The sequence below is a fragment of the Ancylomarina subtilis genome (assembly GCF_004217115.1).
Lineage (GTDB): Bacteria > Bacteroidota > Bacteroidia > Bacteroidales > Marinifilaceae > Ancylomarina > Ancylomarina subtilis.
Window position 1 is genome coordinate 88,911 of sequence record NZ_SHKN01000005.1, and the last position, 25,232, is coordinate 114,142.

21 protein-coding genes are annotated in these 25,232 nt (G+C 38.7%); 14 read left to right on the plus strand and 7 right to left on the minus strand.

Features of this window, described 5'->3' with window-relative positions; translation table 11 throughout:
- Positions 1-18: 18 nt before the first annotated feature.
- The 6 genes from groL to EV201_RS15415 form a co-directional block, all read right to left on the minus strand.
- On the minus strand, positions 19-1,653 hold the full coding sequence (gene groL / locus EV201_RS15390; RefSeq protein WP_130308537.1) for a chaperonin GroEL: 1,635 nt from the start codon (positions 1,651-1,653) through the stop codon (positions 19-21).
- Between the two features lie 47 nt (positions 1,654-1,700).
- Positions 1,701-1,979, minus strand: a complete 279-nt coding sequence (locus tag EV201_RS15395) for a co-chaperone GroES (protein ID WP_129255671.1) — start codon at positions 1,977-1,979, stop codon at positions 1,701-1,703.
- A 464-nt stretch (positions 1,980-2,443) separates the two neighbouring features.
- Positions 2,444-2,791, minus strand: a complete 348-nt coding sequence (gene secG / locus EV201_RS15400) for a preprotein translocase subunit SecG (protein WP_130308538.1) — start codon at positions 2,789-2,791, stop codon at positions 2,444-2,446.
- 6 nt (positions 2,792-2,797) lie between these two features.
- Complete coding sequence (locus EV201_RS15405) at positions 2,798-3,772, minus strand: hypothetical protein (protein ID WP_130308539.1); 975 nt, start codon at positions 3,770-3,772, stop codon at positions 2,798-2,800.
- 124 nt (positions 3,773-3,896) lie between these two features.
- On the minus strand, positions 3,897-4,409 hold the full coding sequence (locus tag EV201_RS15410) for an LptE family protein (RefSeq protein WP_130308540.1): 513 nt from the start codon (positions 4,407-4,409) through the stop codon (positions 3,897-3,899).
- 72 nt (positions 4,410-4,481) lie between these two features.
- Positions 4,482-5,723 (minus strand): sigma-54 interaction domain-containing protein, encoded by a 1,242-nt coding sequence (locus EV201_RS15415; protein WP_130308541.1) that lies wholly within the window; start codon positions 5,721-5,723, stop codon positions 4,482-4,484.
- 281 nt (positions 5,724-6,004) lie between these two features.
- Here EV201_RS15415 and kdsB point away from each other — a divergent pair, with 281 nt between their 5' ends.
- Positions 6,005-6,754 (plus strand): 3-deoxy-manno-octulosonate cytidylyltransferase, encoded by a 750-nt coding sequence (kdsB, locus tag EV201_RS15420; protein ID WP_130308542.1) that lies wholly within the window; start codon positions 6,005-6,007, stop codon positions 6,752-6,754.
- Positions 6,755-7,084: 330 nt separating this feature from the next.
- The gene (locus EV201_RS15425) at positions 7,085-8,425 is read left to right on the plus strand and encodes an MATE family efflux transporter (protein WP_130308543.1); all 1,341 of its coding nucleotides are present in this window, start codon (positions 7,085-7,087) and stop codon (positions 8,423-8,425) included.
- Between the two features lie 72 nt (positions 8,426-8,497).
- Here EV201_RS15425 and EV201_RS15430 read toward each other — a convergent pair whose 3' ends face one another.
- Entirely contained in the window at positions 8,498-9,175 is a 678-nt protein-coding gene (locus EV201_RS15430) for a Crp/Fnr family transcriptional regulator (protein WP_130308544.1), read from the minus strand.
- A gap of 389 nt (positions 9,176-9,564) precedes the next feature.
- Here EV201_RS15430 and EV201_RS15435 point away from each other — a divergent pair, with 389 nt between their 5' ends.
- The 12 genes from EV201_RS15435 (at position 9,565) to EV201_RS15490 (ending at position 25,020) form a co-directional block, all read left to right on the plus strand.
- Positions 9,565-10,878, plus strand: coding sequence for an anaerobic C4-dicarboxylate transporter family protein (locus EV201_RS15435; protein WP_130308545.1), 1,314 nt, complete (start codon positions 9,565-9,567; stop codon positions 10,876-10,878).
- A gap of 44 nt (positions 10,879-10,922) precedes the next feature.
- On the plus strand, positions 10,923-11,996 hold the full coding sequence (gene ansB / locus EV201_RS15440) for an L-asparaginase 2 (RefSeq protein ID WP_130308546.1): 1,074 nt from the start codon (positions 10,923-10,925) through the stop codon (positions 11,994-11,996).
- Positions 11,997-12,152: 156 nt separating this feature from the next.
- Positions 12,153-13,322 carry a porin gene (locus EV201_RS15445; RefSeq protein ID WP_130308547.1) on the plus strand — a complete coding sequence of 390 codons (1,170 nt, stop codon included), beginning with the start codon at positions 12,153-12,155 and terminating at the stop codon, positions 13,320-13,322.
- 429 nt (positions 13,323-13,751) lie between these two features.
- A complete protein-coding gene (gene aspA, locus EV201_RS15450) occupies positions 13,752-15,158 on the plus strand; it encodes an aspartate ammonia-lyase (RefSeq protein WP_130308548.1) in 1,407 nt (468 codons plus the stop codon).
- Positions 15,159-16,248: 1,090 nt separating this feature from the next.
- Positions 16,249-17,835 (plus strand): sensor histidine kinase, encoded by a 1,587-nt coding sequence (locus EV201_RS15455; RefSeq protein ID WP_130308549.1) that lies wholly within the window; start codon positions 16,249-16,251, stop codon positions 17,833-17,835.
- Between the two features lie 3 nt (positions 17,836-17,838).
- The gene (locus EV201_RS15460) at positions 17,839-18,534 is read left to right on the plus strand and encodes a response regulator transcription factor (protein ID WP_130308550.1); all 696 of its coding nucleotides are present in this window, start codon (positions 17,839-17,841) and stop codon (positions 18,532-18,534) included.
- A gap of 421 nt (positions 18,535-18,955) precedes the next feature.
- Positions 18,956-20,020, plus strand: coding sequence for a phosphate ABC transporter substrate-binding protein PstS (gene pstS / locus EV201_RS15465; RefSeq protein WP_130308551.1), 1,065 nt, complete (start codon positions 18,956-18,958; stop codon positions 20,018-20,020).
- Positions 20,021-20,208: 188 nt separating this feature from the next.
- A complete protein-coding gene (pstC, locus tag EV201_RS15470; RefSeq protein WP_130308552.1) occupies positions 20,209-21,063 on the plus strand; it encodes a phosphate ABC transporter permease subunit PstC in 855 nt (284 codons plus the stop codon).
- Positions 21,064-21,068: 5 nt separating this feature from the next.
- On the plus strand, positions 21,069-21,962 hold the full coding sequence (gene pstA / locus EV201_RS15475; RefSeq protein WP_130308553.1) for a phosphate ABC transporter permease PstA: 894 nt from the start codon (positions 21,069-21,071) through the stop codon (positions 21,960-21,962).
- Positions 21,944-22,750 carry a phosphate ABC transporter ATP-binding protein PstB gene (gene pstB, locus EV201_RS15480; protein ID WP_130308554.1) on the plus strand — a complete coding sequence of 269 codons (807 nt, stop codon included), beginning with the start codon at positions 21,944-21,946 and terminating at the stop codon, positions 22,748-22,750. Before pstA ends, pstB begins: the two co-directional genes overlap by 19 nt.
- A 41-nt stretch (positions 22,751-22,791) precedes the next feature.
- Positions 22,792-23,481, plus strand: coding sequence for a phosphate signaling complex PhoU family protein (locus EV201_RS15485; RefSeq protein WP_130308555.1), 690 nt, complete (start codon positions 22,792-22,794; stop codon positions 23,479-23,481).
- A gap of 237 nt (positions 23,482-23,718) precedes the next feature.
- Positions 23,719-25,020: a M18 family aminopeptidase gene (locus EV201_RS15490; RefSeq protein ID WP_130308556.1), complete on the plus strand. Its 1,302-nt coding sequence runs from the start codon at positions 23,719-23,721 to the stop codon at positions 25,018-25,020.
- Positions 25,021-25,232: the final 212 nt, after the last annotated feature.

Here is a 25,232-nt window from a genome sequence, read left to right on the forward strand (position 1 = left end):
ATTTATATGAAATCAGAATTACATCATACCTGGCATACCACCACCCATTGGAGGCATAGCAGGAGCAGCTTCAGCTTCTTTTTCTTCTATCAATACACACTCAGTTGTTAAGAACATACCCGCAATAGAAGCAGCGTTCTCAAGAGCAACACGAGATACTTTAGCAGGATCGATAACTCCGGCTTCAATCATGTGTTGGTATTCACCAATTCGGGCATTGTATCCAAAATCAGCCTCACCTGATTTCACTTTATCAACAACAACAGCACCCTCGCCACCAGCATTTGCTACAATCTGACGCAATGGTTCTTCAATGGCACGTTTCACGATTTCGATACCTACAGTCTCGTCTTCGTTATCACCTTTAAGACCTTCTAAGGCTGCAATAGAGCGGATGTAAGCAACACCACCACCAGCAACAATACCTTCTTCTACAGCTGCACGAGTCGCACTTAAAGCATCATCCACACGGTCTTTCTTCTCTTTCATTTCGATTTCAGAAGCAGCACCTACGTATAATACAGCAACACCACCAGCTAACTTAGCTAAACGCTCTTGTAATTTTTCTCTATCGTAATCAGAAGTTGAGTTCTCAATTAAAGTTCTAATTTGAGCAACACGAGTATCAATGACATCTTTAGCACCGGCACCATTTACAATCGTTGTATTTTCTTTATCGATAGTGATCTTCTCACACTGACCTAACATCTCAATAGTTGCTTGCTCAAGCTTCAAACCTTTCTCTTCAGAAATAACCACACCACCTGTAAGGATAGCAAGATCTTCCAACATTTCTTTTCTTCTGTCACCAAAACCAGGAGCCTTAACAGCTGCCACTTTCAATGAACCTCTCAAACGGTTTACAACCAAAGTTGCCAAAGCTTCCCCTTCAACATCTTCAGCAATAATCATCAATGGACGACCTGCTTGTGCTGCTGGTTCAAGAACTGGCATCAATTCTTTCATTGTAGAGATCTTCTTATCGTACAATAAAACGAAAGGATTCTCAAGATCTGCTTCCATTTTATCACCATTTGTGATGAAATATGGTGAAATGTAACCACGGTCGAATTGCATCCCCTCAACAACTTTAACGTAAGTTTCAGTACCCTTAGCTTCTTCAACAGTGATAACGCCCTCTTTCTTCACTTTTTCCATTGCTTCTGCAATCAAAGAACCAATGGTTTCATCGTTGTTCGCAGAGATTTTTGCAACTTGTTTGATCTTCTCGTAGTTATCTCCAACTTCGATAGACTGAGCTTTGATATTCGCTACGATAGCTTCAACAGCCTTATCAATACCACGTTTCAAATCCATTGGATTCGCACCTGCTGTTACGTTTTTCAAACCTACATTTACGATAGATTGAGCCAAAACCGTAGCTGTTGTTGTTCCATCCCCTGCATCATCGGCAGTTTTAGAAGCAACCTCTTTTACCATTTGAGCTCCCATGTTTGCTCCTGCATCAGACAATTCAATTTCTTTAGCCACTGACACACCATCCTTAGTAATTTGTGGCGCGCCGAATTTACGATCGATCACCACGTTTCTACCTTTAGGACCTAAGGTTACTTTTACTGCATTTGCCAAAGCATCTACACCTACTTTTAGTAGATCGCGAGCCTCTATATTAAATTTAATTTCTTTTGACATTTCGAATAAATAAAAGATTAAAAATTAATTTGTTTCAAGTATTGCGATTAGGCAATGTATAAGATATCAGTTTGCGACATCAATAGATAATCTTCATTATCAATATTCAATTCTGTACCTGCATATTTACCGTAAAAAACGATATCGCCAGCCTTAATTTCCATCGGCTCGTCTTTTTTATCAGCACCTACCAATACTACTTTTCCTTGTAATGGTTTTTCTTTTGCTGAATCAGGAATAATAATGCCACTAGCTGTTTTTTCTTCAATTGCCACGGGAGCTACTAAAATTTTGCCCGCAAGAATTTTTCCTTTTAATTCTGCCATTTTTCTAAATATTTAGGTTTTTATTTCTTTATCTGTTCTGTCAGAATATGAATCGAAATACCCGATCAATATTCCAACATCATTTTTGTTTTTTCAAAAACAACGTTCAGCTTCTTTCATAATCTGTGCCAAATAAAAAGTGTTGCCATTTTTGCAGAATGAGACCTCAAATTCGGACAATATGCTCTTCCCTTTCCTAGTTTAGTGGTCAAAATCGATTGTCACTCAAATTCAATAACGACTTGATTCATTATTCCAGGGAAGTTTAAATATACAGCATTATTCCCAATCGATTCATTTACCAAAGAAATAAACTTTTCATACACAGACTCATAAGTTCATCTGGGATAATCAAACCGATCGTGCTGTAATTATAATTCAAGAGGACAATTGGGCGTAAAAAAAAAGTGTCAGTATGTAATGACATACTGACACTTAAATATTTTAGTAGATGTAATATAAAATTACTCTGTCTTTTCAGTTTTTTCTTCCTTAGCAGGTGCTTCAGTTGGGAAAACCGGAGTTTCAGGAGCTGTTTCAGTTTCTTGCAATTGCTGCTCGATAGCTGATTTAGGAGCACCATTGTTACTACGATCGATAGTAGCAGCAGCAGCCATACAAAGTATAAAAAGGCTCAATGCTAGCACCCAAGTTGCTTTTTCAAGAAAATCTGTTGTTTTCTTAACTCCCATTATCTGGTTCGAAGATGAGAAGTTAGAAGCTAATCCGCCTCCTTTTGAGTTTTGTACCAAAACAATTAAAACCATTAGTACACAAACTATAAGGATCAATACTGAAATAAAGGTAAACATACTTATCTATTTTTTTAATTTTTCTATTCTTTCCAATTGACTCGCAAAGTAAATATTTTTTTCGGGATTTTTCAACATTAATTTCTCATAAACAGCTATAGCCTTATCAAAAAGCTTTTGTTTAATATAAATTTCAGCCAGCGTTTCACTCATACAGCCCACATCTTCCTTCAAACTCTCCTTCGAAATATCAGTTTGATTATCAGACTTCTGATCAGGTTTTGGTATACGTGGTTCGTTTTCTATAAAGTTGGAAATCAGATCAAAATTCTTTGCAATCTTCTTCTTTTTAGGGGTCTTTTTATCTTGATTTGGAGTGGTTATTTGTACTGGTTTTACATCAGAGGAATCCAATCGTGATATCCATTCAGAAAAAGAATAGTTTTTTTGCGTTTCTGCTTCTTCTGCCTGGTTTTCATTCGATTTTAAAACATATAGATTACCCCCGAAGTCCATGTCGTAGATCTCTGATTCCAAATTTAAGTAATCAGACTTTGGCGACTTCTCCCTTTCCGGATTGGTAATCTTTTCTAGCTGAACATCTACGTCCCCTTTTTCGTTTTGCTCACTCGTTTCCAAATCAACAAAATCAATCACATCTCCCTCAACCTCATTGGGCACATCCTCTTTCTGATTCAGTTCTTCTAAATCACTTTTGAGCGTATTGGATATCAAGTCATCTGTAGCCTGATCATCAAGCTCAAAAACATCTTTTTCAACAGGTAAAGCCGTATCGATATGAAACTCCAATTTGTCGTTCAAATATAGATACAAGCGACGACGATCAGGAATAAAAAGAGCTGCATTTTTCAATTCCTGATTGAATCGTATACTCTTTTTTTGATTCAAAGCCTTTAGCAACAAGAGGTAAGGAGCCTGAAAAAAAGGATAAGCATCAATCAGAGTTTTGAGCTCTTTATGACTGTCTCCATCCATTTTTTGGGGATCTTTTAACCAGGATTGCAACAAGGCCTTGTTCATGCTTTTATCAATAGATTACAAATACTTGCTGAAATTAAAATCACCTTTATTTCAGCAAATAAACTATTATTTTTTGAAGTTCAATGTTAAACTTAATAAAAATCAGCTTAACAAAACTCCGTCGTTACCAGTTTACGACAGATTGGTTGTAAATATCATCAATAATTTTCTCTAATATTTTATCAACAAGTTCGTTTTCAACATCTGTTAACTGCTTGGTACTGTCAAAATCCTCAAATGCAGAGAAACTCTTATCAAAATCATTATCAGGCTCAATTTCATTTGTAAATTTCACCCGAATGGTAATGGTCAAACGGTTGGTTGAAGCAATATCATTACTCGTGATATCCAAGGCTTTGGTTTGATAGCCCGTAATTTCACCTGAGAAATTTAAATGCCCTTCTCCATCAACAATCTCATCAAGAGAAGTTCGGCTGCGAAATTTCTCTTTTAAATCCTCAGTAAACTGATTGCTCAGATTCGGATTTACCAAAGGAGCTCTGTTTTGAAAAAACTGCACCGAAAAGGTTTTTACATCTGGAGATAAAGTCCCTCCGGTAAACGAATAGCTCACTTTACATGCCGTAAAAGCCAATCCAATAATTATAATAAGTAATGATGATTTTATCCAATTCATAATTCAAGTTGTTACTAATATATTTTCAAAACCTGCATCGGTAAAGATACTCAAAGCAGCATTTTATTCAATCTAATTAATATCGTATTCCTTAATTTTTCGATAAAGCGTTCGTTCTGAAATCCCCAAATCCTGAGCCGCATATTTTCGCTTTCCATTATGTTTCTCCAAGGCTTTGCGAATCAATTCCATTTCTTTATCAACAAGAGATAATGATTCTTCGATAAACTCCTCTGTATCCTGAATATCAGGCTCATCAACATGTGAAACATTCACCTTATTCGGAGAGAATGGCTGACGACGAACCACATCAACCTCTTGATCTTCATAAAGCTTACGAATCAACATGGCATTTTTTTGCTGCAAATCATTCGCATCACCATCCTTCTGCATCAAATCGAAAACCAGTTTCTTAAGATCCGTCATGTCTTTCTTCATATCAAACAGAACCTGATACAAAATCTCTCTTTCGGAAGAAAAACTTTTCTCATCACGAGTATCTTTTTTATAGATAGCAGGTAACATCTGCTCATCATTTGCCGGCAAATAATCCTGCAGAATATCGGCAGTAATCAGACGCTCCTTTTCAATAATGGAAATTTGCTCTGTAACATTTTTAAGCTGACGAATATTCCCTGGCCACCTGTAGGCTTGAAGAATTTGCTGAGCCCCCTCATTCAGTCTTAGTGCCGGCATACGATATTTCTCCGCAAAGTCCTGTGCAAATTTTCGGAATAAAAGATAAATATCCTCTCTACGCTTACGCAAAGCAGGCATAACAATGGGTACTGTATTTAGTCTGTAAAATAAATCTTCTCTAAACTTGCCATTTTTAACTGCCTGAGGGATATTAATATTGGTAGCAGCTACAACCCGAACATTTGTTTTTAGAACTTTTGAAGAGCCCACCTTCATAAACTCTCCGGTTTCCAAAACACGTAGTAATCTCACCTGAGTTGACAAGGGTAATTCCCCAATTTCATCTAAGAAAATGGTCCCATTATTAGCCACTTCGAAATAGCCTTTACGATCAGACAAAGCACCCGTAAAAGCACCCTTTTCATGACCAAAAAGTTCTGAATCAATTGTTCCTTCCGGAATCGCACCGCAGTTAACGGCTATATATGAAGCATGTTTACGCGCACTAAACTGATGTATTATTTGAGGAAAAACTTCCTTACCTGTTCCACTCTCTCCGGTAATTAATACCGATAAATCAGTTGGTGCCACCTGCACAGCAATATCAATCGCTCGGGTCAACTCATACGCATTCCCAATAATACCAAAGCGTAATTTTATTTTTTGTACATCCATTCTCGAAATATTGATAAAAATTAAGCCTAAACATCGGGCGGACTTTCAACATTCTCAGAAGAAAACGTTTAAAACCTGCTATTATTTCCGATTGCCTGACAAAATTACTACTTTTTGGAGTCTTTTCTAGGGATAAAACGGGTATTCTTTAATAAATAATGTTAATAATAAACGGATGTTTTTTTAATTTTTTAAAATTCCCCATTCATCAAAAACTGAAAAAGGAAACTATCTTTACTCAATCAAAAATCAAGACGTTTTTAATAATAAATAAACCTCATATGAAATTCATAGGCATCATTCCTGCTCGATTCGCATCAACTCGCTTCCCTGGTAAACCACTTGCCGATATAAATGGTAAACCCATGATACAACGTGTTTACGAGCAAGTAAAAATTGCATTGGATGATGTGGTTGTTGCAACAGATGACCCTCGCATTGAAGAAGCCGTAAAAGCTTTTGGAGGTGAGGTTGTAATGACATCAGAGAAACACCAAAGCGGGACAGATCGCATTGCAGAAGCCATTGAAAAAATTGAAGCTGAAAGTTCAGAAAACTATCAGGTTATTATAAATATTCAAGGTGACGAACCCTTTATTCAGCCGGAGCAAATCCTGGCTCTGAAGGATTGTTTTAAAATACCATCAACACAAATTGCAACACTTATTAAACCCATTGAAAACTCAGATGAGATCTTCGATATGAACAAGGTCAAGGTGGTTGTTAATAAAAACCTGCGCGCACTATACTTTAGCCGCTCTCCTATCCCATTCTTCCGTGGATGTGATAAAAACGAATGGCTGGAGAAGCACACCTACTACAAACATATTGGCATGTATGCCTACCGAAGAGATACTCTTAATGAAATAACCAAACTGCCTCAAAGCTCGCTTGAGATTGCAGAATCGCTTGAGCAATTGCGATGGTTAGAGAATGAATATGTCATCAAAACGGACATCACCAAACACGAATCGATAGGTATAGACACCCCCGAAGATTTAGAACGAGTCAAACAACTTGGCTTGTTATAATACATCTAAGAGTCTGCTTATAAAAGCAGGCTCTTTTTATTTTGAAGAAAGTCAAAAAATATTACCTTCGCGGCCTTAAACATAGAAATATAACGACTCACTTACGTCACGTTTTTGTTTTGCAACATTTCACACCTTGAAATCCGAAACGCCAGTTTCGAAAAGAGTACAAAACAAAAGATGTAAGCCGGAGGAAAAGGTCTCGTTTTACTACCAATTTTATTATTAACAACATCTGTATTTCAATAATGAAATACCGCAATTGCGTGCGCATAAATGCAGCATACCATTGGGGTGCTTTGTTGTGATATGGGTGAAAATTAACAACTCATGATGAAACTTTGGGAGCAACACGCAGGTGAATACAAAAAAACACTTTCACTTAGTATTCCTGTGATTATCGCACAGGCAGGACAAATTACAGTAGGATTAATCGATAATGTCATGATTGGTCAATTGGGCACAATCCCTTTAGCTGCGGCATCCTTTACAAACACCCTATTCAACCTGGTTCTAATATTCGGGATGGGCTATTCATTTGCTTTAACCCCTCTAATTGGCAAAAGCTGGGGAGAAAAGGATCATGCATCTGTTGGTTCATGGATTAAAAATGGTATCATGGCCAATGCCTTCATGGGGCTTGCTCTGGCTCTACTTCTGATTATTTTATATGTATTTATGCCTGACATGGGACAGCCCCAGTCGGTTCTGCAACCCTCACGAGATTATTTAGCCATACTAATGGTCTCAGTAATTCCCATGATGGTATTCTATGGCTACAAACAATTTGCCGAGGGGATTGGTGATACAAAAACCGCGATGAAAATTATGCTTGGAGCAAATATTGTAAATACGGTAGGTAACTACCTGTTTATGTATGGAAAATTTGGTGCGCCTGAAATGGGACTTACCGGAGCGGGCATTGGCACCCTGCTGGCCCGAATATTTATGGCTATTGCCTTTATCATCCTTTTTTATAAAAACCAGAAATACCAACTATTCACAAAGCTATACAAGCAGAGTTCATTTTGCTGGACTAAATTTATTCAGATCGTAAAACTGGGTATCCCTTTGGGCGGGCAAATTGTAATGGAAGCCTGTGCTTTCGGACTATGTGCCATTATGATGGGATGGGTTAGCGAAGTCGGCATGGCCGCACACCAAATTGCCATAAGCCTTTCAACCCTGGGTTTCATGATCTATCAGGGATTGGGATCGGGAACAACCATACGTGTCAGCCATTACAAGGGAGCGAACAATAAAGAGGGGATTATACGTGCAACTAAAACGGCCATGAACCTCATGTATATCTACTGTGCCTTTTCTGTCATCCTGTTTGTCGGTGCCCGTAATTTATTGCCTCTGATGTTTACTACAGATACCTCAGTCATACAGTTAGCCGCACAAATGCTAATTGTTTGTGGAATATTTCAACTTGTCGATGGCATACAAATCGTCCTTGTGGGGACTCTAAGAGGTTTTGCTGATGCTCGAATTCCTGTGATTATAACCTTTATATCATATTTCCTCGTCTCGATTCCTTTTAGCTATTTATCTGCCTTTGTTTGGGAATTTGGCGCCGTTGGTATCTGGTTCGGTTTTCCAATAGGATTGCTTGTATGTTCTGCCCTTTTCCAAATGCGATACAAATACATTCTCAAAAAGATATAATCAGAAAACCAGCAAAAAAAAAGAGATCTAATCATAGATCTCTTTTCTTATCATTTATATATCAAGGATGTCTTATCCCTTTTTCTTAATTTGTATCAAAAGGTCAATATCCAGCAATTCCACCAATTTTTCATCGACTCGAATAATATTCTCCTTATTGAATTTTGAAAAGGTGTGAATGACACTTTCCCTGGAATAGCCAATGGTCTCAGCAATCTCTTTTCTCGAAAAAGGCAATTTAAAGGTACTGGAATTCTCCATTTGAGAGTAGTGTAACAGAAAGGTAGCTAAACTTCCCTCTACATTCTTATTGCTATACATCACCATTCGCTTAACCTGACGATGCGATGTTTTCGACATGGTTTCAATAATACCCATTGCAAAACTGCCATTGGTTTTAATTAATTGCTTGAATACTGCAATGTCTATCAGCAATACTCTGGAGGTTTCCATTGCCGTAGCCGAAATATGATAGGTCTTGTCGTAAAAGGCATGCGACAAACCCAAAAATCGATACTGCGGAGCCATACGAATCGTGTTGTTTCGCCCATCAGATTCAATATTAATCTTGGCTAATCCACTTAAGACGTAATATATATGCGTGGCAAAGCTCCCCTGCTTAATAATATTTTCATTCTTCTTAAAATCAAGAATTGTACTATTATTAATAATCATACTAACATCTCGACCTGAAAGGGAGGAGAAGCAAGGATGCTTCAGATATTGTTCCAACTCAAAATTATCATCCATATCAATTCAACATTTATAAATTCTCGCAACAAATATCTGCTAATTTTTGATCAATCTGTATGTTACAAGATACTTAAATTTGATTTCAAAGAGTAAAATAACTCACCGAAAAATCACAAGACGACACGAGTCATAAACAAATCCACGACAATAAAGCCAAACATCTACTATACAGCTCATTAAGCAGCTGCAAGATCCGAACAAAATCAACAACAGGTAAACTACCTAGTATAACAAGGGTGAAATATCCTACTCCCTGTCACGCCTTTTCCTTTTACTTAGCGTAATTTACTTGTACACAATAGCGTGTCCAGCAACAGATTACAGCGCATATTTGATATCGGATAGCCATATATCTTTACCACCGAATCAGATAAAGAAAAATACATATGTTTTGGATTGAATTTGCGACAGTATTAATAGCAATTTTTGTTGGAGCCCGATTAGGGGGAATTGGACTTGGTGTAATGGGAGGAATTGGACTTTCTGTTTTGACCTTTATTTTTAATTTGCAGCCCACCTCACCTCCTATAGATGTGATGCTAATGATTGTATCAGTTATCACAGCTGCTGCTGCTATGCAAGCCGCTGGAGGACTGGACTATTTAGTCAAGCTGGCTGAAGGATTGCTTCGAAAAAACCCCAATCGGATTACCTTCTACGGACCGATCGTATCTTACTTGTTTACACTTGTGGCCGGTACAGGTCATGTTTGTTATTCGATATTACCTGTTATTTCAGAGGTGGCACGAGAAACCGGCGTGCGTCCTGAGCGACCATTGTCTATTGCAGTGATTGCATCTCAACAGGCTATTACAGCAAGTCCTATATCTGCAGCAACCGTTGCTTTATTAGGTATGCTAACACCTTACAACTTTGAATTGATCGATATATTGATGATCAGTATTCCCGCTACTTTCTTTGGTGTATTGCTTGGCGCCTTTGCAGCCAACAAGATGGGAAAAGATTTAAAAGACGATCCTGAGTATCAAAAACGTTTAAAAGAAGGAAAGTTAACCGTGAAATCTGACAGCACGAATAAAGAAGTTCCAACTTCTGCAAAAATTTCCGTGGGACTATTCGTATTAGGTGCTTTCGCAATTGTCATGTTTGGCTCATTTGCCAGTTTACGTCCGGTATGGAATGTTGGGGGTGAAATGGTTAAAATGGGGATGCCCGCTACCATCGAAATGGTGATGATGGCTATTGCAGCCCTGATCCTGATTTTTGCTAAAGTTAAAGTTGAAGATGTTGCCAAAGGAAATGTTTTCTCAGCAGGAATGCAGGCCGTGATTGCAATCTTCGGTATTGCCTGGATGGGTGATACATTCTTCGCAGCCAATATGGATTACCTGGGAGGCGGTATTAAGGAGATGGTGACCAATATGCCATGGCTGTTTGCCTTTGCCCTATTTGTACTTTCAATTCTGCTCTATAGCCAGGCAGCTACAGTTCGTGCCTTAATGCCTTTGGGCATTGCTTTAGGCCTTCCTGCTCCTGCACTTATTGCCATGTTCCCATCGGTAAACGGATACTTTTTTATTCCAAACTACCCAACCGTAGTTGCTGCGATCAATTTTGACCAAACAGGAACAACACGCATTGGAAAATACCTGCTGAATCACAGTTTTATGATTCCGGGCATGGTGGCTACTATTGGAGCCGTATCAATGGGATTTCTAATGATTTCAATATTATTCTAAATAAAATTAAACTAACGACTAATAAATAATTTAAAACTAAAATTATGAACCTGAAACAAAGAATTACTCGAGTTTTACTTCTGGTAGCGATTGTTACCATGGGAGCAATGACTTCCCTTAATGCACAAACATTACCAAACCTGACTATTATTGCAACTGGTGGTACCATTGCCGGATCAGGTGATTCAAGCATCAAAACCAACTACACTGCGGGTGTTGTTACTGTTGATAAATTATTAGCAGCTGTACCTGAAGTGATGAATTTAGCAAAAATCAAAGGGGTACAGATTTCTTCAATCGGTAGCCAGGAAATGAACGATGCGGTGTGGTTGAAACTAGCTAAAAAAATCAACAGCTTATTAGCTTCTGACGATTGTGATGGTATCGTGATTACTCACGGAACAGATACGATGGAAGAAACCGCTTATTTCCTAAACCTTGTTGTAAAAAGCGACAAGCCGGTTATTTTGGTAGGATCTATGCGTCCAGGTTCTGCAATGAGTGCTGACGGACCAATGAACCTTTTCAATGCAGTTGCTTTAGCTGTTAACCCAGCTTCTAAAGGACGTGGTGTTATGGTATCGATGAACGACCTGATTTTAGGTGCTGACGATGTAACTAAAACCAACACAACTAACGTATCAACTTTCCAGTGCCCTAACTTCGGTGCTTTGGGATACATGCACAATGGTCAGCCTACTTTCCGTCGTGCAACTACAGCTAAAAACACAACAGCTTCAGAATTTGATGTAACCAACTTGAACGAACTACCTAAAGTTGACATCATCTACGGATATGCAAATGCAAATGCAGTTGTTGTTGACGCTTTTGTAAAAGATGGTGCAAAAGGTCTGATTCACGCAGGTGTAGGTAATGGTAACCTTTACCCTACTGTAATGGATGCTTTGGTTTCTGCACAGAAAGATGGTGTACAAGTGGTACGTAGCTCACGTGTATTCTCAGGATCGACAACATTGGATGCTGAGGTTGATGACGCGAAATTCAACTTTGTTGCTTCTCTTTACAAAAACCCACAAAAAGCAAGAATCCTTTTGATGTTGGCTTTAACCAAAACGAACGATTACAAGGAAATTCAAAGAATGTTTTACGAGTACTAGAATATTGATTCTTAAATAGAATCACATCAAGTTACTTATTGATTTATAATCCCTGGGGAGGATCGAGAGGTCACCTCCCCAGGGCTTGTTTATCCCAAATTCAAGGGAAAAACCTCTCAAACGACTTACAATAGAAACCTGTTTATAATAACTAAGATGAGTTTAAAAAAATATATAATCGCGGCTCTTGCAGTTCTGACTATCGGAGGAACAGCTATGGCTCAGGAAGCAATAAATCTGAAAGCGTTGGAGCAAAAAATTGCTTCTTTGGATCAGAAAAATGACTCTTTTAATTTCTACTTAAACCTTCAGAATTCTGCCAATATGTATATCAATGGCGGCGATTACGAAGGCATCGATTTCAAAACAAACCAAATGCGTCTTGAGATGCGTGGTGAAGTGGTTAAAGGTATCCGTTACCGTGTTCGTCACCGTATGAACCGTGGTACTTCTGCCGAAGGATTGGATAACCTGTCACGTGCAACTGATATTGCCTCTATCTCTATCGATGTTGCAAAGAACTTCACTATTACCGGTGGTAAGCAGTGTACAGCATTTGGTGGATACGAGTTCGACCTGAACCCTATTGACATTTACCAGTACAGCGACATGATCGACTATATGGATAACTTCCTAACGGGTGTTGATTTCGCTTATCAGGTAAAAAGTCAGGAGTTCCGTTTACAAATTGTGAATTCTCGTAACGACTATATGGATAATATCTACGAAGGATTGAACGGTGTAGAAGCCAGCAAAAATGCTTTGGGTTATACCTTAAACTGGAATGGTAGCCTTTTCGACGGTAAAGTGCAGACACGTTGGTCTTACTCTTTATTCGAAGATGCTAAGGATAAATTCACAAACTACATTGCTTTGGGTACACAAGTAAAATTGGGTAAAAAAGCACAATTGCAGTTCGACTGGATGAACTCTCACGAGGATATCGACCGTAAAGGCATTGTTTCGGATATGATGAATGCCAATGGTGGTGAGTACGTTCGCGGAATGGATGTGGTGTACAACTCATTGGTTGCCAAAGTTGATTACCGTGTGAACAACAAATTCAACATGTTTGTGAAAGGGATGTACGAAACAGCTACCAACGAAGGTAACACTGATGCCAACCTAAACGACGAGTTCCGTACATCATACGGTTACATGACTGGTTTGGAATATCACCCAATTGCAGAAGGCCTGAAAATCTTCTTCACATACACAGGTCGCTATTTCGATTACGACAGTAGCCTGACTGAAAATATGGGTCTTAAAGATCAGTACACAAACCGTTTCTCAATTGGTATGGTTTACAGACTTAAAATGTACTAGACATTTGTCACTATGGCTTATTTAAATGTTACTATCTGAACACATTTTGAATAAAATGCCCCTCGCATTTTAAAGCTTACTGTTACAAATTATCATAGAGGGGTTCCTGTTTTATCGGGCACCCCTCTTTTTTATAAGACTCATAAACAAGGTCTTTAAAATTCAAGGGTGAAATATTTCACCCCTAAACAGGCGATAAAGAGTTTTATTTTAAGTCGAACAGCATATCTCTTTTGATACAGCATATTGGGACTTAATCTATTTTTGAACCGAAATAAAAACAGCAAATCTGAGCTTAAGAATTCTTACAAATAAAAGCCTCCTCAACAATCCCATTCACAACTTTGTGATGGATCAATTTAAAAGGGACAGAATAACAAAGGATAAAGCAATCAGATAGATTAAATAATAATTAAAGGAATTTCTTCGATGAAAACAAGACAAGAACACGATCTATTGGGTTACAAAGAGGTACCAGCTGATGCATATTATGGTATTCAAACCCTCCGTGCCGTTGAGAACTTTGATATCTGTGGTGTAAAACTTAGCTTCTATCCCCTGTTTATTGATGCTTTGGCAATGGTAAAAATGGCTTCGGCAAAAGCAAACAACGAATTGGGATTGCTTTCTGACGAACTAACTAAAGTAATTGTAAAAGCGGGTGAAGAAGTTTTGGCTGGCGAATATTACGACCAGTTTCCTGTTGACATGATTCAAGGGGGTGCGGGTACATCAACCAATATGAATGCCAACGAGGTAATTGCCAACCGTGCATTGGAATTGATGGGATTTGAAAAAGGAGAATACGAGCACTGTCATCCAAACAACCATATCAACCTTTCGCAATCGACTAATGATGCCTATCCTACTGCCATCAAGATTGCTTTGATCAACCACAATACACGTCTTGTTGAGGTATTGAAAAACCTGGTTGAGTCTTTCCGTGCTAAGGGTAAAGAATTTGCTCACGTTATTAAAATGGGTCGTACCCAACTTCAGGATGCAGTACCAATGACACTGGGACAGGAATTCGAAGCCTATGCTGCAAACCTTGAAGAAGAAATTGCGCGTTTGAACCAAAATGCACAATTGTTCCGCGAAGTGAACATGGGAGCTACTGCTATCGGAACAGGTATCAACTCTGAGCCTGAGTACTCTGAAAAAGTAGTAAGACACTTGCAACAAATTACCAATTTGGATATTGTTTTGGCGGGTAACCTGATTGAGGCGACACCTGACACCGGTTCATACGTTATGTACTCGTCTGCATTGAAACGTTTGGCTGTTAAACTATCTAAAATTTGTAACGACCTTCGTTTGATGTCTGCAGGTCCACGTTGTGGATTGAATGAAATCAACCTACCAAAAATGCAACCAGGTTCTTCAATCATGCCAGGTAAAGTAAACCCTGTTATTCCAGAGGTGGTTAACCAGGTTGCTTTCAAAGTTATTGGTAACGATTTGACCGTAACTTTTGCTGCTGAAGCCGGACAATTGCAACTAAATGTGATGGAGCCTGTATTGGTAAGATCCATTTTGGAATCAATGGAAATGCTTGAAAAAGCAATGGACGTGCTAAAAGACAAATGTATCACTGGTATTACTGCCAACGAAGAACACTGTCGTGAGATGGTGCTTAATAGTATTGGTATTGTAACTGCATTGAACCCAACCTTAGGTTACGAAGCCTCTTCAGCTTTGGCTAAGGAAGCCCTTGCTGATAACCGCAGCGTTTACGATTTGGTTTTGGAGAAAAATCTATTGACCAAAGAGATGTTGGACGAATTGCTACAACCTGAAAGAATGATCAAACCTCAAAAGTTTGTAACAAAATAATATCAAAACTGATGGCACGGCCCTGACCCATGCCACAGATAATTTACCTTTCATGAGTGTAAGACGGCAAGTTCGCTGTTTTAGGATTGATCTCAATTCTAAAACAGATGGCTTGCCGTTCTTCGTTTAAGGTGAGTTATATTTTATTTCCTAAACGGTAGGAACATGTAACATTAGGTATTAAAGAACTCAAACCGAACTAATGCAAATATTTACTACGACTACTTATACAAAATATTTACATTAGTTATTTCTTACCAGTCATCATCTGATTCCTCAGTTAAGTCAGTTACATAAGAATAAAAGTTTTGAGCGTGATTTGTCAGCCTGCCGTGAGGCGTGATTCAAATTTAACCACAAATAGTAACAAGGATCAGGCTGACTTGATTTTTTGCTTACTTTTTTATCGAAGAAAAAAGTAAGAGCCCAGCGGCTTGAGCGACAAGAAATAACATACAAACCACCTCCTCACTCTCCCGAGAAATCGAGACGGGTACTCCTCCTTAACCAAGGATGAGAAATCAATTGTTATCGAGTTGCCACATTTACAGCTTAACTATCATCAGAGCATGACATAACCAATGGGGTTCTCACACTTACAGCTTGCGAGGGCTTCGTGCCCCAGGGATCGGCTCATTTGCAGCTTGCAAATGCTTCATGCCCATGGGATCGTCTCGTTTGCAGCTTGCGAGAGCTTCGCGCCCCAGGGATTGTCATACTTGCAGCTTGCAAATGCTTCATGCCCGTGGGATCGTTTCATTTGCAGCTTGCAAATGCTTCATGCCCATGGGATCGGCTCGTTTGCAGCTTGCGAGGGCTTCACGCCCGCAGGAATGTCTGCCTGCAGCTTATCTTTAGTCGAAATATAACGGCTTGAGTGAAAAAAAATAGCCCTCGCTCCTTCGGGTCCCCCCCTTAACCAAGGAGAAATCAATTGCAATCAAGTTGCCACATTTACAGCTTGCTACCGTCAGAGCATGACTCCAAAAGGAGATTTTAACTTTTCCTTAAGTTTAATTAGTGCTTCATTAAGAGCCATTATCTAAGTCAATTGTTAAATTTGTAGGTAAGCGACATTTAAATTGCTCTTATGAATAAAAAACTCATTGTAGGTCTTATCGTTCTCATGTCAATTTCTCTGCTTGGAATCATTGGCGTTCAGGTTTTATGGATACAAAACAGTATTCGTATTGAAGAGAAAAAGTTTGATGATAATATCAAGACGGTCTTACAAACAGTTGTTGATAAACTTGAACAAGTTGAAGATATCCAAATCATTGGCACGGGCTTAAACTGGGTCAAACAAATTAATAAGAACGACAGTGATATCGTCAAAATATCAGAATTTATCGACAAGAAAAATAATCGGAAACAGCAAAAAATTATCATTCGAGGCAATCACGACTCCCTTTCTAAAAATAAGATTCTAGAAACAAGAGCTCATGTTGTGATTCAAGCAGATGGTGCAGAACTTAAAGTTGAGGGCAATTCAGATGATGATAACGATTCGACCATCGATATTAACATTAATCTAACAGATACCGATACCCTGATTCGAATACAGAAAAAGGAAAAGCAAATTGAGAAGCTATTCAATAAGGTTATTTACGAATACAAACTGAAGGATAACAAGCTTGAAGAACGAATTGACCAGGATGAACTGGCTCAGCAACTGAATCAAGCCATAAGGGATGCACATTTAAATCTCGACTACCAGTTTGGAATAACAAATAATGCCAACACCAAACTTATTTTCTGTTCGGATAGCACGCAAAATACAAGCATTCTGAATTCGAAATACAAGCAGAGTTTATTCCCTGGCGATGTTTTTAAAAAAAACAACCAGCTCTTGCTATCGGTATCAAACCGAACCCGGACGATTTATAAAAACATTTTGCCTCTGCTTATTCTCTCTGGAATATTCACCTTTTTTATTCTCGCCAGTTTTATTGCAACCCTGACTTTCATCTTTAAACAGAAAAAAATCAGCGATATCAAAACGGATTTCATCAATAATATGACACATGAATTTAAAACGCCCATAGCCACCATTGCTTTGGCCAGCGATTCTATTGTCAACCCCAAAGTCATTGGTTTACCCGAGCGCATCCGGTACTTTGCCTCCATCATTAAAGACGAAAATTACCGCATGAACACTCAGGTTGAAAATATCATGCAATTGTCGCTCAACGGAAAACACAAACTGGCAATCAACCCGCAGGCTCTTCACCTAAACGAAAGCATACAAAAAGCTGCCGAGCATATGCAACTTCAAATCGACGAAAAAAACGGAAGTCTGAGTTTGAAACTGGATGCCGTCAACGATATTACCAAAGTGGATGAGGTTCATTTTATTAATGTGCTGTTTAATTTACTCGACAACGCCATAAAATATTCGGATGGCAATCCGGTAATTGAAATCGGCACAAAAAATACGGGCCATCACATAAGGGTTTGGGTAAAAGACCAGGGAATAGGAATGAGTCCTAAAAGCCAGAAACGAATCTTTAAAAAGTTTTATCGGGTTCAATCCGGAAATATTCACAAGGTTAAAGGATTTGGTCTGGGTTTATGCTATGTGAAACTGATTGTCGACCGCCATGAGGGCGATATAAAAGTAAATAGTAAATTGGGACAAGGAACCACAGTTGAAATCACATTGCCGTTAAAACTATAAGCTATGGATACAGCTATAAAAATATTACTTGTTGAGGATGAGGCCAACTTTGGGGCTGTGATGAAAAGTTATCTTGAGCTTTCGAATTTTGAGGTGCAGCATTGCAAAAACGGACTTGAAGCCTATCATTACTTTGTGAAAAATGATTGCGACCTGTGCATTTTAGATGTGATGATGCCCGAAATGGACGGTTTTACCCTGGCTAAAAAAATAAAAGATCTCGATCCTAACATCCCCCTTATTTTCCTGACGGCCAAAACCCTGAAAGAGGATATCATTCAAGGTTATAAAATTGGAGCTGACGATTATATTACCAAGCCATTCGATTCTGAACTGCTCATTTACAAGATTAAAGCCATTCTCAATCGGAATTTAAATGAGGAGAATGAAAATAACAAAGATGAGTTTATCCTTGGCGCATACCGGTTTGTTCCGCGCTTGAGAACACTCCATATTGCCGATACTGAAATCAAACTATCCCCTAAAGAAGCTGAACTTCTGAAACTCCTCTGTGAGAGTAAAGATGAAATTCTCCCCCGATCAAAGGCCCTTAAATTAATTTGGGGCGACGATAATTTTTACACAACCCGAAGTATGGATGTTTATATCACCAAACTCCGAAAATATCTTAAAACCGATTCCAATATTAAGATTGAGAATATTCACGGCAGTGGTTTTAGGTTGCTGCAATTGGATTAGTAATCTACCCACATCATTATCCTTTCTCCTCCTTATTCCAAGGAGGAGTACTCGAACTTGTTCGGGGGAGGTGGTTGTGAAACAATAAAATTATTAAACCACCCCGTCTGTTTTCATCGTGCCTCCTAAAAATAGGAGGGGAAAGTAAGATTTTTAGAATCTGAAAACTCCACGCACGATATACGAATCTGATAAATCATCAGAAAAACCCTAATATTAAAAATACATCACTCTCCCATTACGAAACCTTCTCTTAACATTGGGGAGTTAATTCTAATGTTTTATTAATATTCGTTTTAAACTGACTTAATGCTACAGTTGTAAACTTGCAATATGATTTTGAGGTCATAAAAATTAAAAAAACAAAAATCTGAAACTCAAAATCGAATACTAAACGAACAACTATATAAAAAACAATAGAATGAAAAAGATTCAACTACTACTAGTGGCTATTATCTCGATTTCGTTGATCACATCTTGTGGAAATTCAGGTAAGAAACAGAATAATGAAAAAAAGACGAAGGCTTTAACCGGAGCAGGGGCAACCTTTCCACAGCCTTTTTATAATACCATATTTAAAACCTACACAAAGTCGAAAGGCCTTTTGGTAACCTACGGCGGTATTGGTTCAGGTGGCGGTATTCGCAGTTTGAAAGATAAAATTGTCGATTTTGGAGCAACGGATGCTTTCTTATCGGATAAAAAACTTTCTGAAATGCCTGGCAATGTTCTGCATATCCCTTCATGTTTGGGAGCAGTTGTTGCGGCTTACAACATCCCTGGAAAACCTGAATTAAAATTCACTCCTGAATTGATGGAAGGTATTTTTATGGGAAAAATCACCAATTGGAATGATGCTAAAATTGCACAAGTCAATCCTGGCGCTAATCTTCCTGACCTGGCAATTACAGTGGTATACCGTTCAGACGGAAGTGGAACAACTTTCATCTTTAGTGATTACATGAGCAAAGTAAGCTCAGAGTGGAAAGAAAAAATTGGGGCAGGCAAAGCACTTCAGTGGCCCGTTGGTATTGCAGCCAAAGGAAATCCTGGTGTGGCCGGAACAATCAGTGCAACTGAAGGAGCTATCGGGTATATCGGATCAGAATATGCTTTTGCACAAAGTATTCCTGTAGCTAGTATTCAAAATCAGGCTGGCAATTTCATTAAGCCTTCTGTAGAATCGGTAAGTGCAGCTGCAGCTGGCGACATTCCTGATGATACACGAGTAACATTAACCAACACAACTGCTGAACAAGGTTACCCTATTTCAAGTTTCACATGGTTGATCTTATACAAAGAACAGGCTTACAACGGACGAAGCAAAGACCAGGCGATGCAAACCAAACAGCTTTTGAAATGGGTGATTGGACAGGAAGCACAAATTCAAACAAGCAAAGTACACTATGCCCCACTTCCTGAAAAAGCGGTATTAAAAGCCAATAAAATTTTAGATCTGATGACCTATAACGGTCGCGGATTATAAAACACAACCCTTATCGGGGTGCCTGGGCAGAGATCTATGTTTTTCTATTGTAAAGTTCACAAAACACTTTGCTCAGGCACTCTTTTCTTATCTCAAAGCAACAGGCTAGAGAATATCAACCATCAGTTGATTATGGGTCTTGATAAAAAAAGACCTTTCTGCATTTCAATTGATTGACAGAATCGCAAATGAAAAGTGAAAAACTATTTCAATATTTTTTAAAATCGGGAGGTATTTTAATTCTAATGATGGCTATCGGAATAGTAGCCACCTTAGTTATGGGTTCAATCCCTACTTTCAAAGAATTTGGCTTCAAATTTATTTTCTCTTCGGACTGGAACCCCACAGAAGGACGTGAAAGTTACGGAGCTCTTCCCTTTATTATTGGAACAATCGCCACATCGGTATTGGCCTTAATCATGACATTTCCTTTTGCCTTTTCAATCGCCTTATTCCTTGGTGAATATTTTAAAGAAGGTCGAATGGCTTCCATCTTAAAATCGATGATTGACCTGCTTGCAGGCATTCCATCGGTTGTATATGGGTTGTGGGGCTTTTACACCATCAAGCCCTGGATTGTTGAACTGGGTTTGAATGCACAAGGCTTCGGTATTTTCACATCGTCGCTGGTATTGGCTATCATGATTATTCCATATGCTTCGTCGCTGAGTGCTGAGGTGATCAATATGGTTCCAGCAAATTTAAAAGAAGCGGCTTACTCCCTGGGAGCAACACGTTTCGAAGTTGTGAAAAATGTGATTATCCCCAATGCCGGATCAGGAATTTTTGCCGGATACATTCTGGCCTTTGGGCGAGCTATTGGAGAAACAATGGCCGTAACCATGCTGATTGGAAACTCCAATCGAATTCCAAGCAATCTGTTCGACCTGGGAAACACCATGGCCAGTTTAATCGCGAACCAGTTTGGCGAAGCTGAGGGTCTGAAATACACCTCACTTGTCGCAATGGGACTCTTACTCTTTATTATTACAGGTATCCTTAATCTGGCAGGCAAGATGATTATGAAAAAATTTACAGCTTAGAACACATGAATAGTTTAAATTCGATATCGAAACAAAAACTCAAATGGCGAATCTTCAATGATAAACTATTTAGTATAGTCATGATGACACTGGCTTTTGTTTCAGCTCTGCCTCTGTTATCCATTCTTTTTCAACTCGTAAAAAAAGGATACAAACAAATCCGCTTGAATTTTTTCATCGAAGTTGCTCCGGATACCATGCAGGCCATGATGGCTAAAGCCAATCATGAAATTATTCCGGGTGGAATTGCAAATGGTATTGTGGGCACATTAATTATTGTGGGACTGGCATCGCTTATAGCTATTCCTCTGGGTCTGATTTGTGGCATCTATTTATCGGAAACAAGCAAAGGAAAAATGGCCAATGCTGTTCGATTGGTTGTGGATATGCTACAGGGGATTCCATCCATTGTACTGGGGGTTATTGCCTACATCTGGATTGTGAAACCCGTAACTTCAGGTTTCTCTGCTCTCGCAGGTAGCGTTGCTCTGTCAATCATGATGCTTCCCTCAATAATCCGATCGACGGAAGAAACACTTAAGATGATCCCGTCCACCTTAAAGGAAGCGGCCTTGTCATTGGGTGTGCCCTATCACAGAACTATATTTAAAGTATTACTGCCAACTGGTATGAGTGGTATTAGTACCGGAATTATACTTGGGATTTCGCGAATTGCGGGAGAAACAGCGCCACTCATGCTGACCGCTTTGGGTAGCTCAGCAATTAATCTGGATATCACACAACCGAGTAGTGCTATTCCTTTACTTGTGTGGGAGTTTTACAACGATCCCAATTTGATCGATCTGATATGGGGCGCCTCTCTAGTTTTACTACTTATAATTTTTCTTTTAAATCTCGGAGCTAAAGCAATTGTCAAAAAATGGAAAGTACAATACTAAATAAAAAGGAAGACCGAATCATCAAAGTTGATTCACCTCTTCTGAACATCGATCAGCTTTCAGTTTCATACGGAGGCGATAAGTATTCGATTAACAAGGTTTCTGCAGGCATTCAAAAAAATAAAATCACGGCTATCATGGGCCCATCGGGTTGTGGAAAAAGTACGCTCCTGAGGGCAATCAACCGAATGCACGAACTTTATCCCGATACGCATCACAAAGGTTCTGTCACACTTGACGGTGAAGATATCTATAAAATTAATCCGATTGAGTTAAGACGAAAAATTGGAATGGTTTTTCAACGCCCCAATCCTTTCCCAACCATGAGCATTTACGACAATGTGATTGCTGCCTATATCTTAAATGGGATTAAACTAAAACGATCAGAGAAAGATCAGATTGTTGAAAAATCTTTACGAGAAGTTGGCCTTTGGGACGAAACCAAAGATGCCCTGCACAAAAGAGGCACCTTTTTATCAGGTGGGCAACAACAACGCTTGTGCATTGCAAGAGCTTTGGCCTATGCCCCTGAGGTGATTCTACTGGATGAACCCACTTCGGCTCTGGATCCTATCGCCACGGCTAAAATAGAAGATTTGCTTGTCGAGCTAAAAAAGAAATATACCATTGTTTTAGTCACTCATAATATGGCTCAAGCAGCCCGTATATCGGACTATTCAATGTTTATGTACATTGGTGAATTGGTAGAATATGGTAAAACCAAAAACATGTTTACAACACCAAAAGACGAACGTACAGAGGCCTACCTGACAGGTAAATTTGGTTGATTTATCAGTCCTAAAAAGTACCAACATTAAAACATTCTATCATGTCGATAAAAAAAGATAAAAAGTTCGAAGGGATCAATAAAGATTTCCATAAGATGAAGTCAATCCTCTACCAGCAATTCGATACTTTGGAAAATGTCATTCTGGAGGGTTTAGATTCTCTTTCGGAAAAAGATCTGGAACAATTTTCAAAAAATGAAAAATGTCTGGATCAAATTGAACTCAAGATGAGCCATAACATCATTCAAACAATCGGGCTGCAACAACCTATGGCAAGCGAGTTGCGTCAGTTGATTTCTTATTTAAGAATGTTGGATGATATGGAGCGAATTGGTGATCAATTGAATAATATTCTGCATTTTTTCATGGGATTAACCCCATCGCAATTGCCGGAAAATCAGAAAGAGTCCATACACAGCATGTATGACATGAGTTTGATCATGGTGAGAAAGGCTTTGGATTCTTTTGAAAACGAAGACCACGAAATAGCAATATGGACCATCAAAAATGATGAAGTCGTTGACGATATGCAACGAAAGCTGATCAATCGCATGCTTCGAAAAAGCACACCTCCTAACGTTGCCATCGAAGATGTGACAAATATTCTCAATTTTGGGAGCATTTTAAACAGCATCGAACGTATTGCGGATAATGCTACAAATATTGCTGAAGCGTCAATCTATTATCAGGATGGGACTGATCTGCGTCATAAAGACCTTCCGGAACAATAACGCACAGATAACCCTATATATATACAAAGTTTAATAGCGTCTTATTCACACAGAATAAGGCGCTATTTGCATAAAAAAACAGAATCATCATTCAAAAATAAGGCGCTGAATAAACAATGCGACATTGCGGTCAGATTAAAAGCAAAACAGTTTATTATTTGTAATAATTGATTTAGTTTTGAGTTTCAAATAGAAGAAATCAGATAAACTTAACACTTATATCAATAAACCAATATTATGAATCAGGAAAAACAACAAGCTCAGGAACTGATCGATTTCATACATCGCAGCCCGAGTACATATCATGCCGTCAATAATGTCAGAGAAGAATTAATCGAAGCCGGTTTCGAGGAATTAGATCTTCGGGAAGAATGGTCAATCAATAAAGGAGGCAAATACTTTACCGGGAAAAATGGATCAGCCATTTTCGCATTTACCGTTGGAGAAGGCGAAATTGAAGAGGAAGGTTTTCAACTAATCTGTGCACACAGCGATGCACCCGGATTTAAGATCAAACCCAATCCGGAAATCACCGTTGAGGGCAATTACATCAAACTGAACACTGAGGTTTATGGTGCTCCAATTCTAAGTACCTGGATGGATCGTCCCTTATCAATTGCTGGTCGTGTTTGTGTAGAATCAAATGATCCACTTAATCCTGAACAACTATTTGTAAAAATTGATCGTCCCTTAATGGTCATCCCAAATCTGGCTATTCATTTAAATCGTGAAGTGAACGAAGGCGTTGCTCTAAACAAGCAGAAGGATATGTTACCTCTCCTTTCGATGATTACCGATGAAATGGAAAAGGATAACTGCTTGATCAATTTAATTGCCGATGAATTAAAAATAGATACACAATCTATTATTGATTTTGATGTGACCTTATACGAAGTTGAAAAGGGAAGCATCTTTGGATTGAATGAAGAATTTATCTCATCTCCAAAGTTAGATGATCTTGCAATGGCTTATGCTGGTCTTAAAGCATTACTGAAATCAACAAGCAGTAAAAAAACAAAGCTATTAGCCATCTTCGACAACGAAGAAGTAGGAAGTGGTACCAAACAAGGAGCAGGTTCTCCGGTATTGCGTCACCTGTTGCAACGTATCGTTTATAAGTTGGGGAAAAATATGGAAGATTTTCATCGAGCCATTTACAATTCATTCATGATCTCTGCAGATATGGCCCATGCCGTTCATCCTAATATTTCAGAAAAACACGATCCAAGCAACCGTCCGTTCATCAACAAAGGACCCGTTATCAAAATTCATGCAAATCAGAAATACACTACTGATGGCGATTCGGGAACAGTATTTGAAACCCTTTGTAAGAATGCCGATGTGCCTTATCAGAAGTTTGTGAACCGTTCAGATCTTGTTGGAGGAAGTACATTAGGTAATGTTTCAACCGGACAAATCGATATCCGTACAGTAGATATAGGAAACCCTATGTTTGCGATGCATTCAGTACGCGAAACGGGTGGGGTTAAAGACAATGTTTACATCCAGAAGGTATTTAGCTATTTCTTCAGTTTGTAAAAACTAATAAACTTATCAGAGAAATATAAGGCACTAACTCGTTAATTCGATTTAGTGCCTTTCTTCTTCGAATCAATTCGTAATTGATAATTCGTAATGCTTTCTTTTGAAATTAGGCATAAAAAAAGCGTCTTACTCCTGATTGGAATAAGACGCTTAAAGGTTGGCATCGACTATTATTCACTCATAAAATTTCTGGTGTTCATGAGCTC

What these genes read in the sequence shown, in the direction of transcription:
- groL (WP_130308537.1), bottom strand. Translation starts at nt 1,653, where the DNA reads ATGTCAAAAGAAATTAAATTTAATATAGAGGCTCGCGATCTACTAAAA.
- EV201_RS15395 (WP_129255671.1), bottom strand. Translation starts at nt 1,979, where the DNA reads ATGGCAGAATTAAAAGGAAAAATTCTTGCGGGCAAAATTTTAGTAGCT.
- secG (WP_130308538.1), bottom strand. Translation starts at nt 2,791, where the DNA reads ATGTTTACCTTTATTTCAGTATTGATCCTTATAGTTTGTGTACTAATG.
- EV201_RS15405 (WP_130308539.1), bottom strand. Translation starts at nt 3,772, where the DNA reads ATGAACAAGGCCTTGTTGCAATCCTGGTTAAAAGATCCCCAAAAAATG.
- EV201_RS15410 (WP_130308540.1), bottom strand. Translation starts at nt 4,409, where the DNA reads ATGAATTGGATAAAATCATCATTACTTATTATAATTATTGGATTGGCT.
- EV201_RS15415 (WP_130308541.1), bottom strand. Translation starts at nt 5,723, where the DNA reads ATGGATGTACAAAAAATAAAATTACGCTTTGGTATTATTGGGAATGCG.
- kdsB (WP_130308542.1), top strand. Translation starts at nt 6,005, where the DNA reads ATGAAATTCATAGGCATCATTCCTGCTCGATTCGCATCAACTCGCTTC.
- EV201_RS15425 (WP_130308543.1), top strand. Translation starts at nt 7,085, where the DNA reads ATGATGAAACTTTGGGAGCAACACGCAGGTGAATACAAAAAAACACTT.
- EV201_RS15430 (WP_130308544.1), bottom strand. Translation starts at nt 9,175, where the DNA reads ATGGATGATAATTTTGAGTTGGAACAATATCTGAAGCATCCTTGCTTC.
- EV201_RS15435 (WP_130308545.1), top strand. Translation starts at nt 9,565, where the DNA reads ATGTTTTGGATTGAATTTGCGACAGTATTAATAGCAATTTTTGTTGGA.
- ansB (WP_130308546.1), top strand. Translation starts at nt 10,923, where the DNA reads ATGAACCTGAAACAAAGAATTACTCGAGTTTTACTTCTGGTAGCGATT.
- EV201_RS15445 (WP_130308547.1), top strand. Translation starts at nt 12,153, where the DNA reads ATGAGTTTAAAAAAATATATAATCGCGGCTCTTGCAGTTCTGACTATC.
- aspA (WP_130308548.1), top strand. Translation starts at nt 13,752, where the DNA reads ATGAAAACAAGACAAGAACACGATCTATTGGGTTACAAAGAGGTACCA.
- EV201_RS15455 (WP_130308549.1), top strand. Translation starts at nt 16,249, where the DNA reads ATGAATAAAAAACTCATTGTAGGTCTTATCGTTCTCATGTCAATTTCT.
- EV201_RS15460 (WP_130308550.1), top strand. Translation starts at nt 17,839, where the DNA reads ATGGATACAGCTATAAAAATATTACTTGTTGAGGATGAGGCCAACTTT.
- pstS (WP_130308551.1), top strand. Translation starts at nt 18,956, where the DNA reads ATGAAAAAGATTCAACTACTACTAGTGGCTATTATCTCGATTTCGTTG.
- pstC (WP_130308552.1), top strand. Translation starts at nt 20,209, where the DNA reads ATGAAAAGTGAAAAACTATTTCAATATTTTTTAAAATCGGGAGGTATT.
- pstA (WP_130308553.1), top strand. Translation starts at nt 21,069, where the DNA reads ATGAATAGTTTAAATTCGATATCGAAACAAAAACTCAAATGGCGAATC.
- pstB (WP_130308554.1), top strand. Translation starts at nt 21,944, where the DNA reads ATGGAAAGTACAATACTAAATAAAAAGGAAGACCGAATCATCAAAGTT.
- EV201_RS15485 (WP_130308555.1), top strand. Translation starts at nt 22,792, where the DNA reads ATGTCGATAAAAAAAGATAAAAAGTTCGAAGGGATCAATAAAGATTTC.
- EV201_RS15490 (WP_130308556.1), top strand. Translation starts at nt 23,719, where the DNA reads ATGAATCAGGAAAAACAACAAGCTCAGGAACTGATCGATTTCATACAT.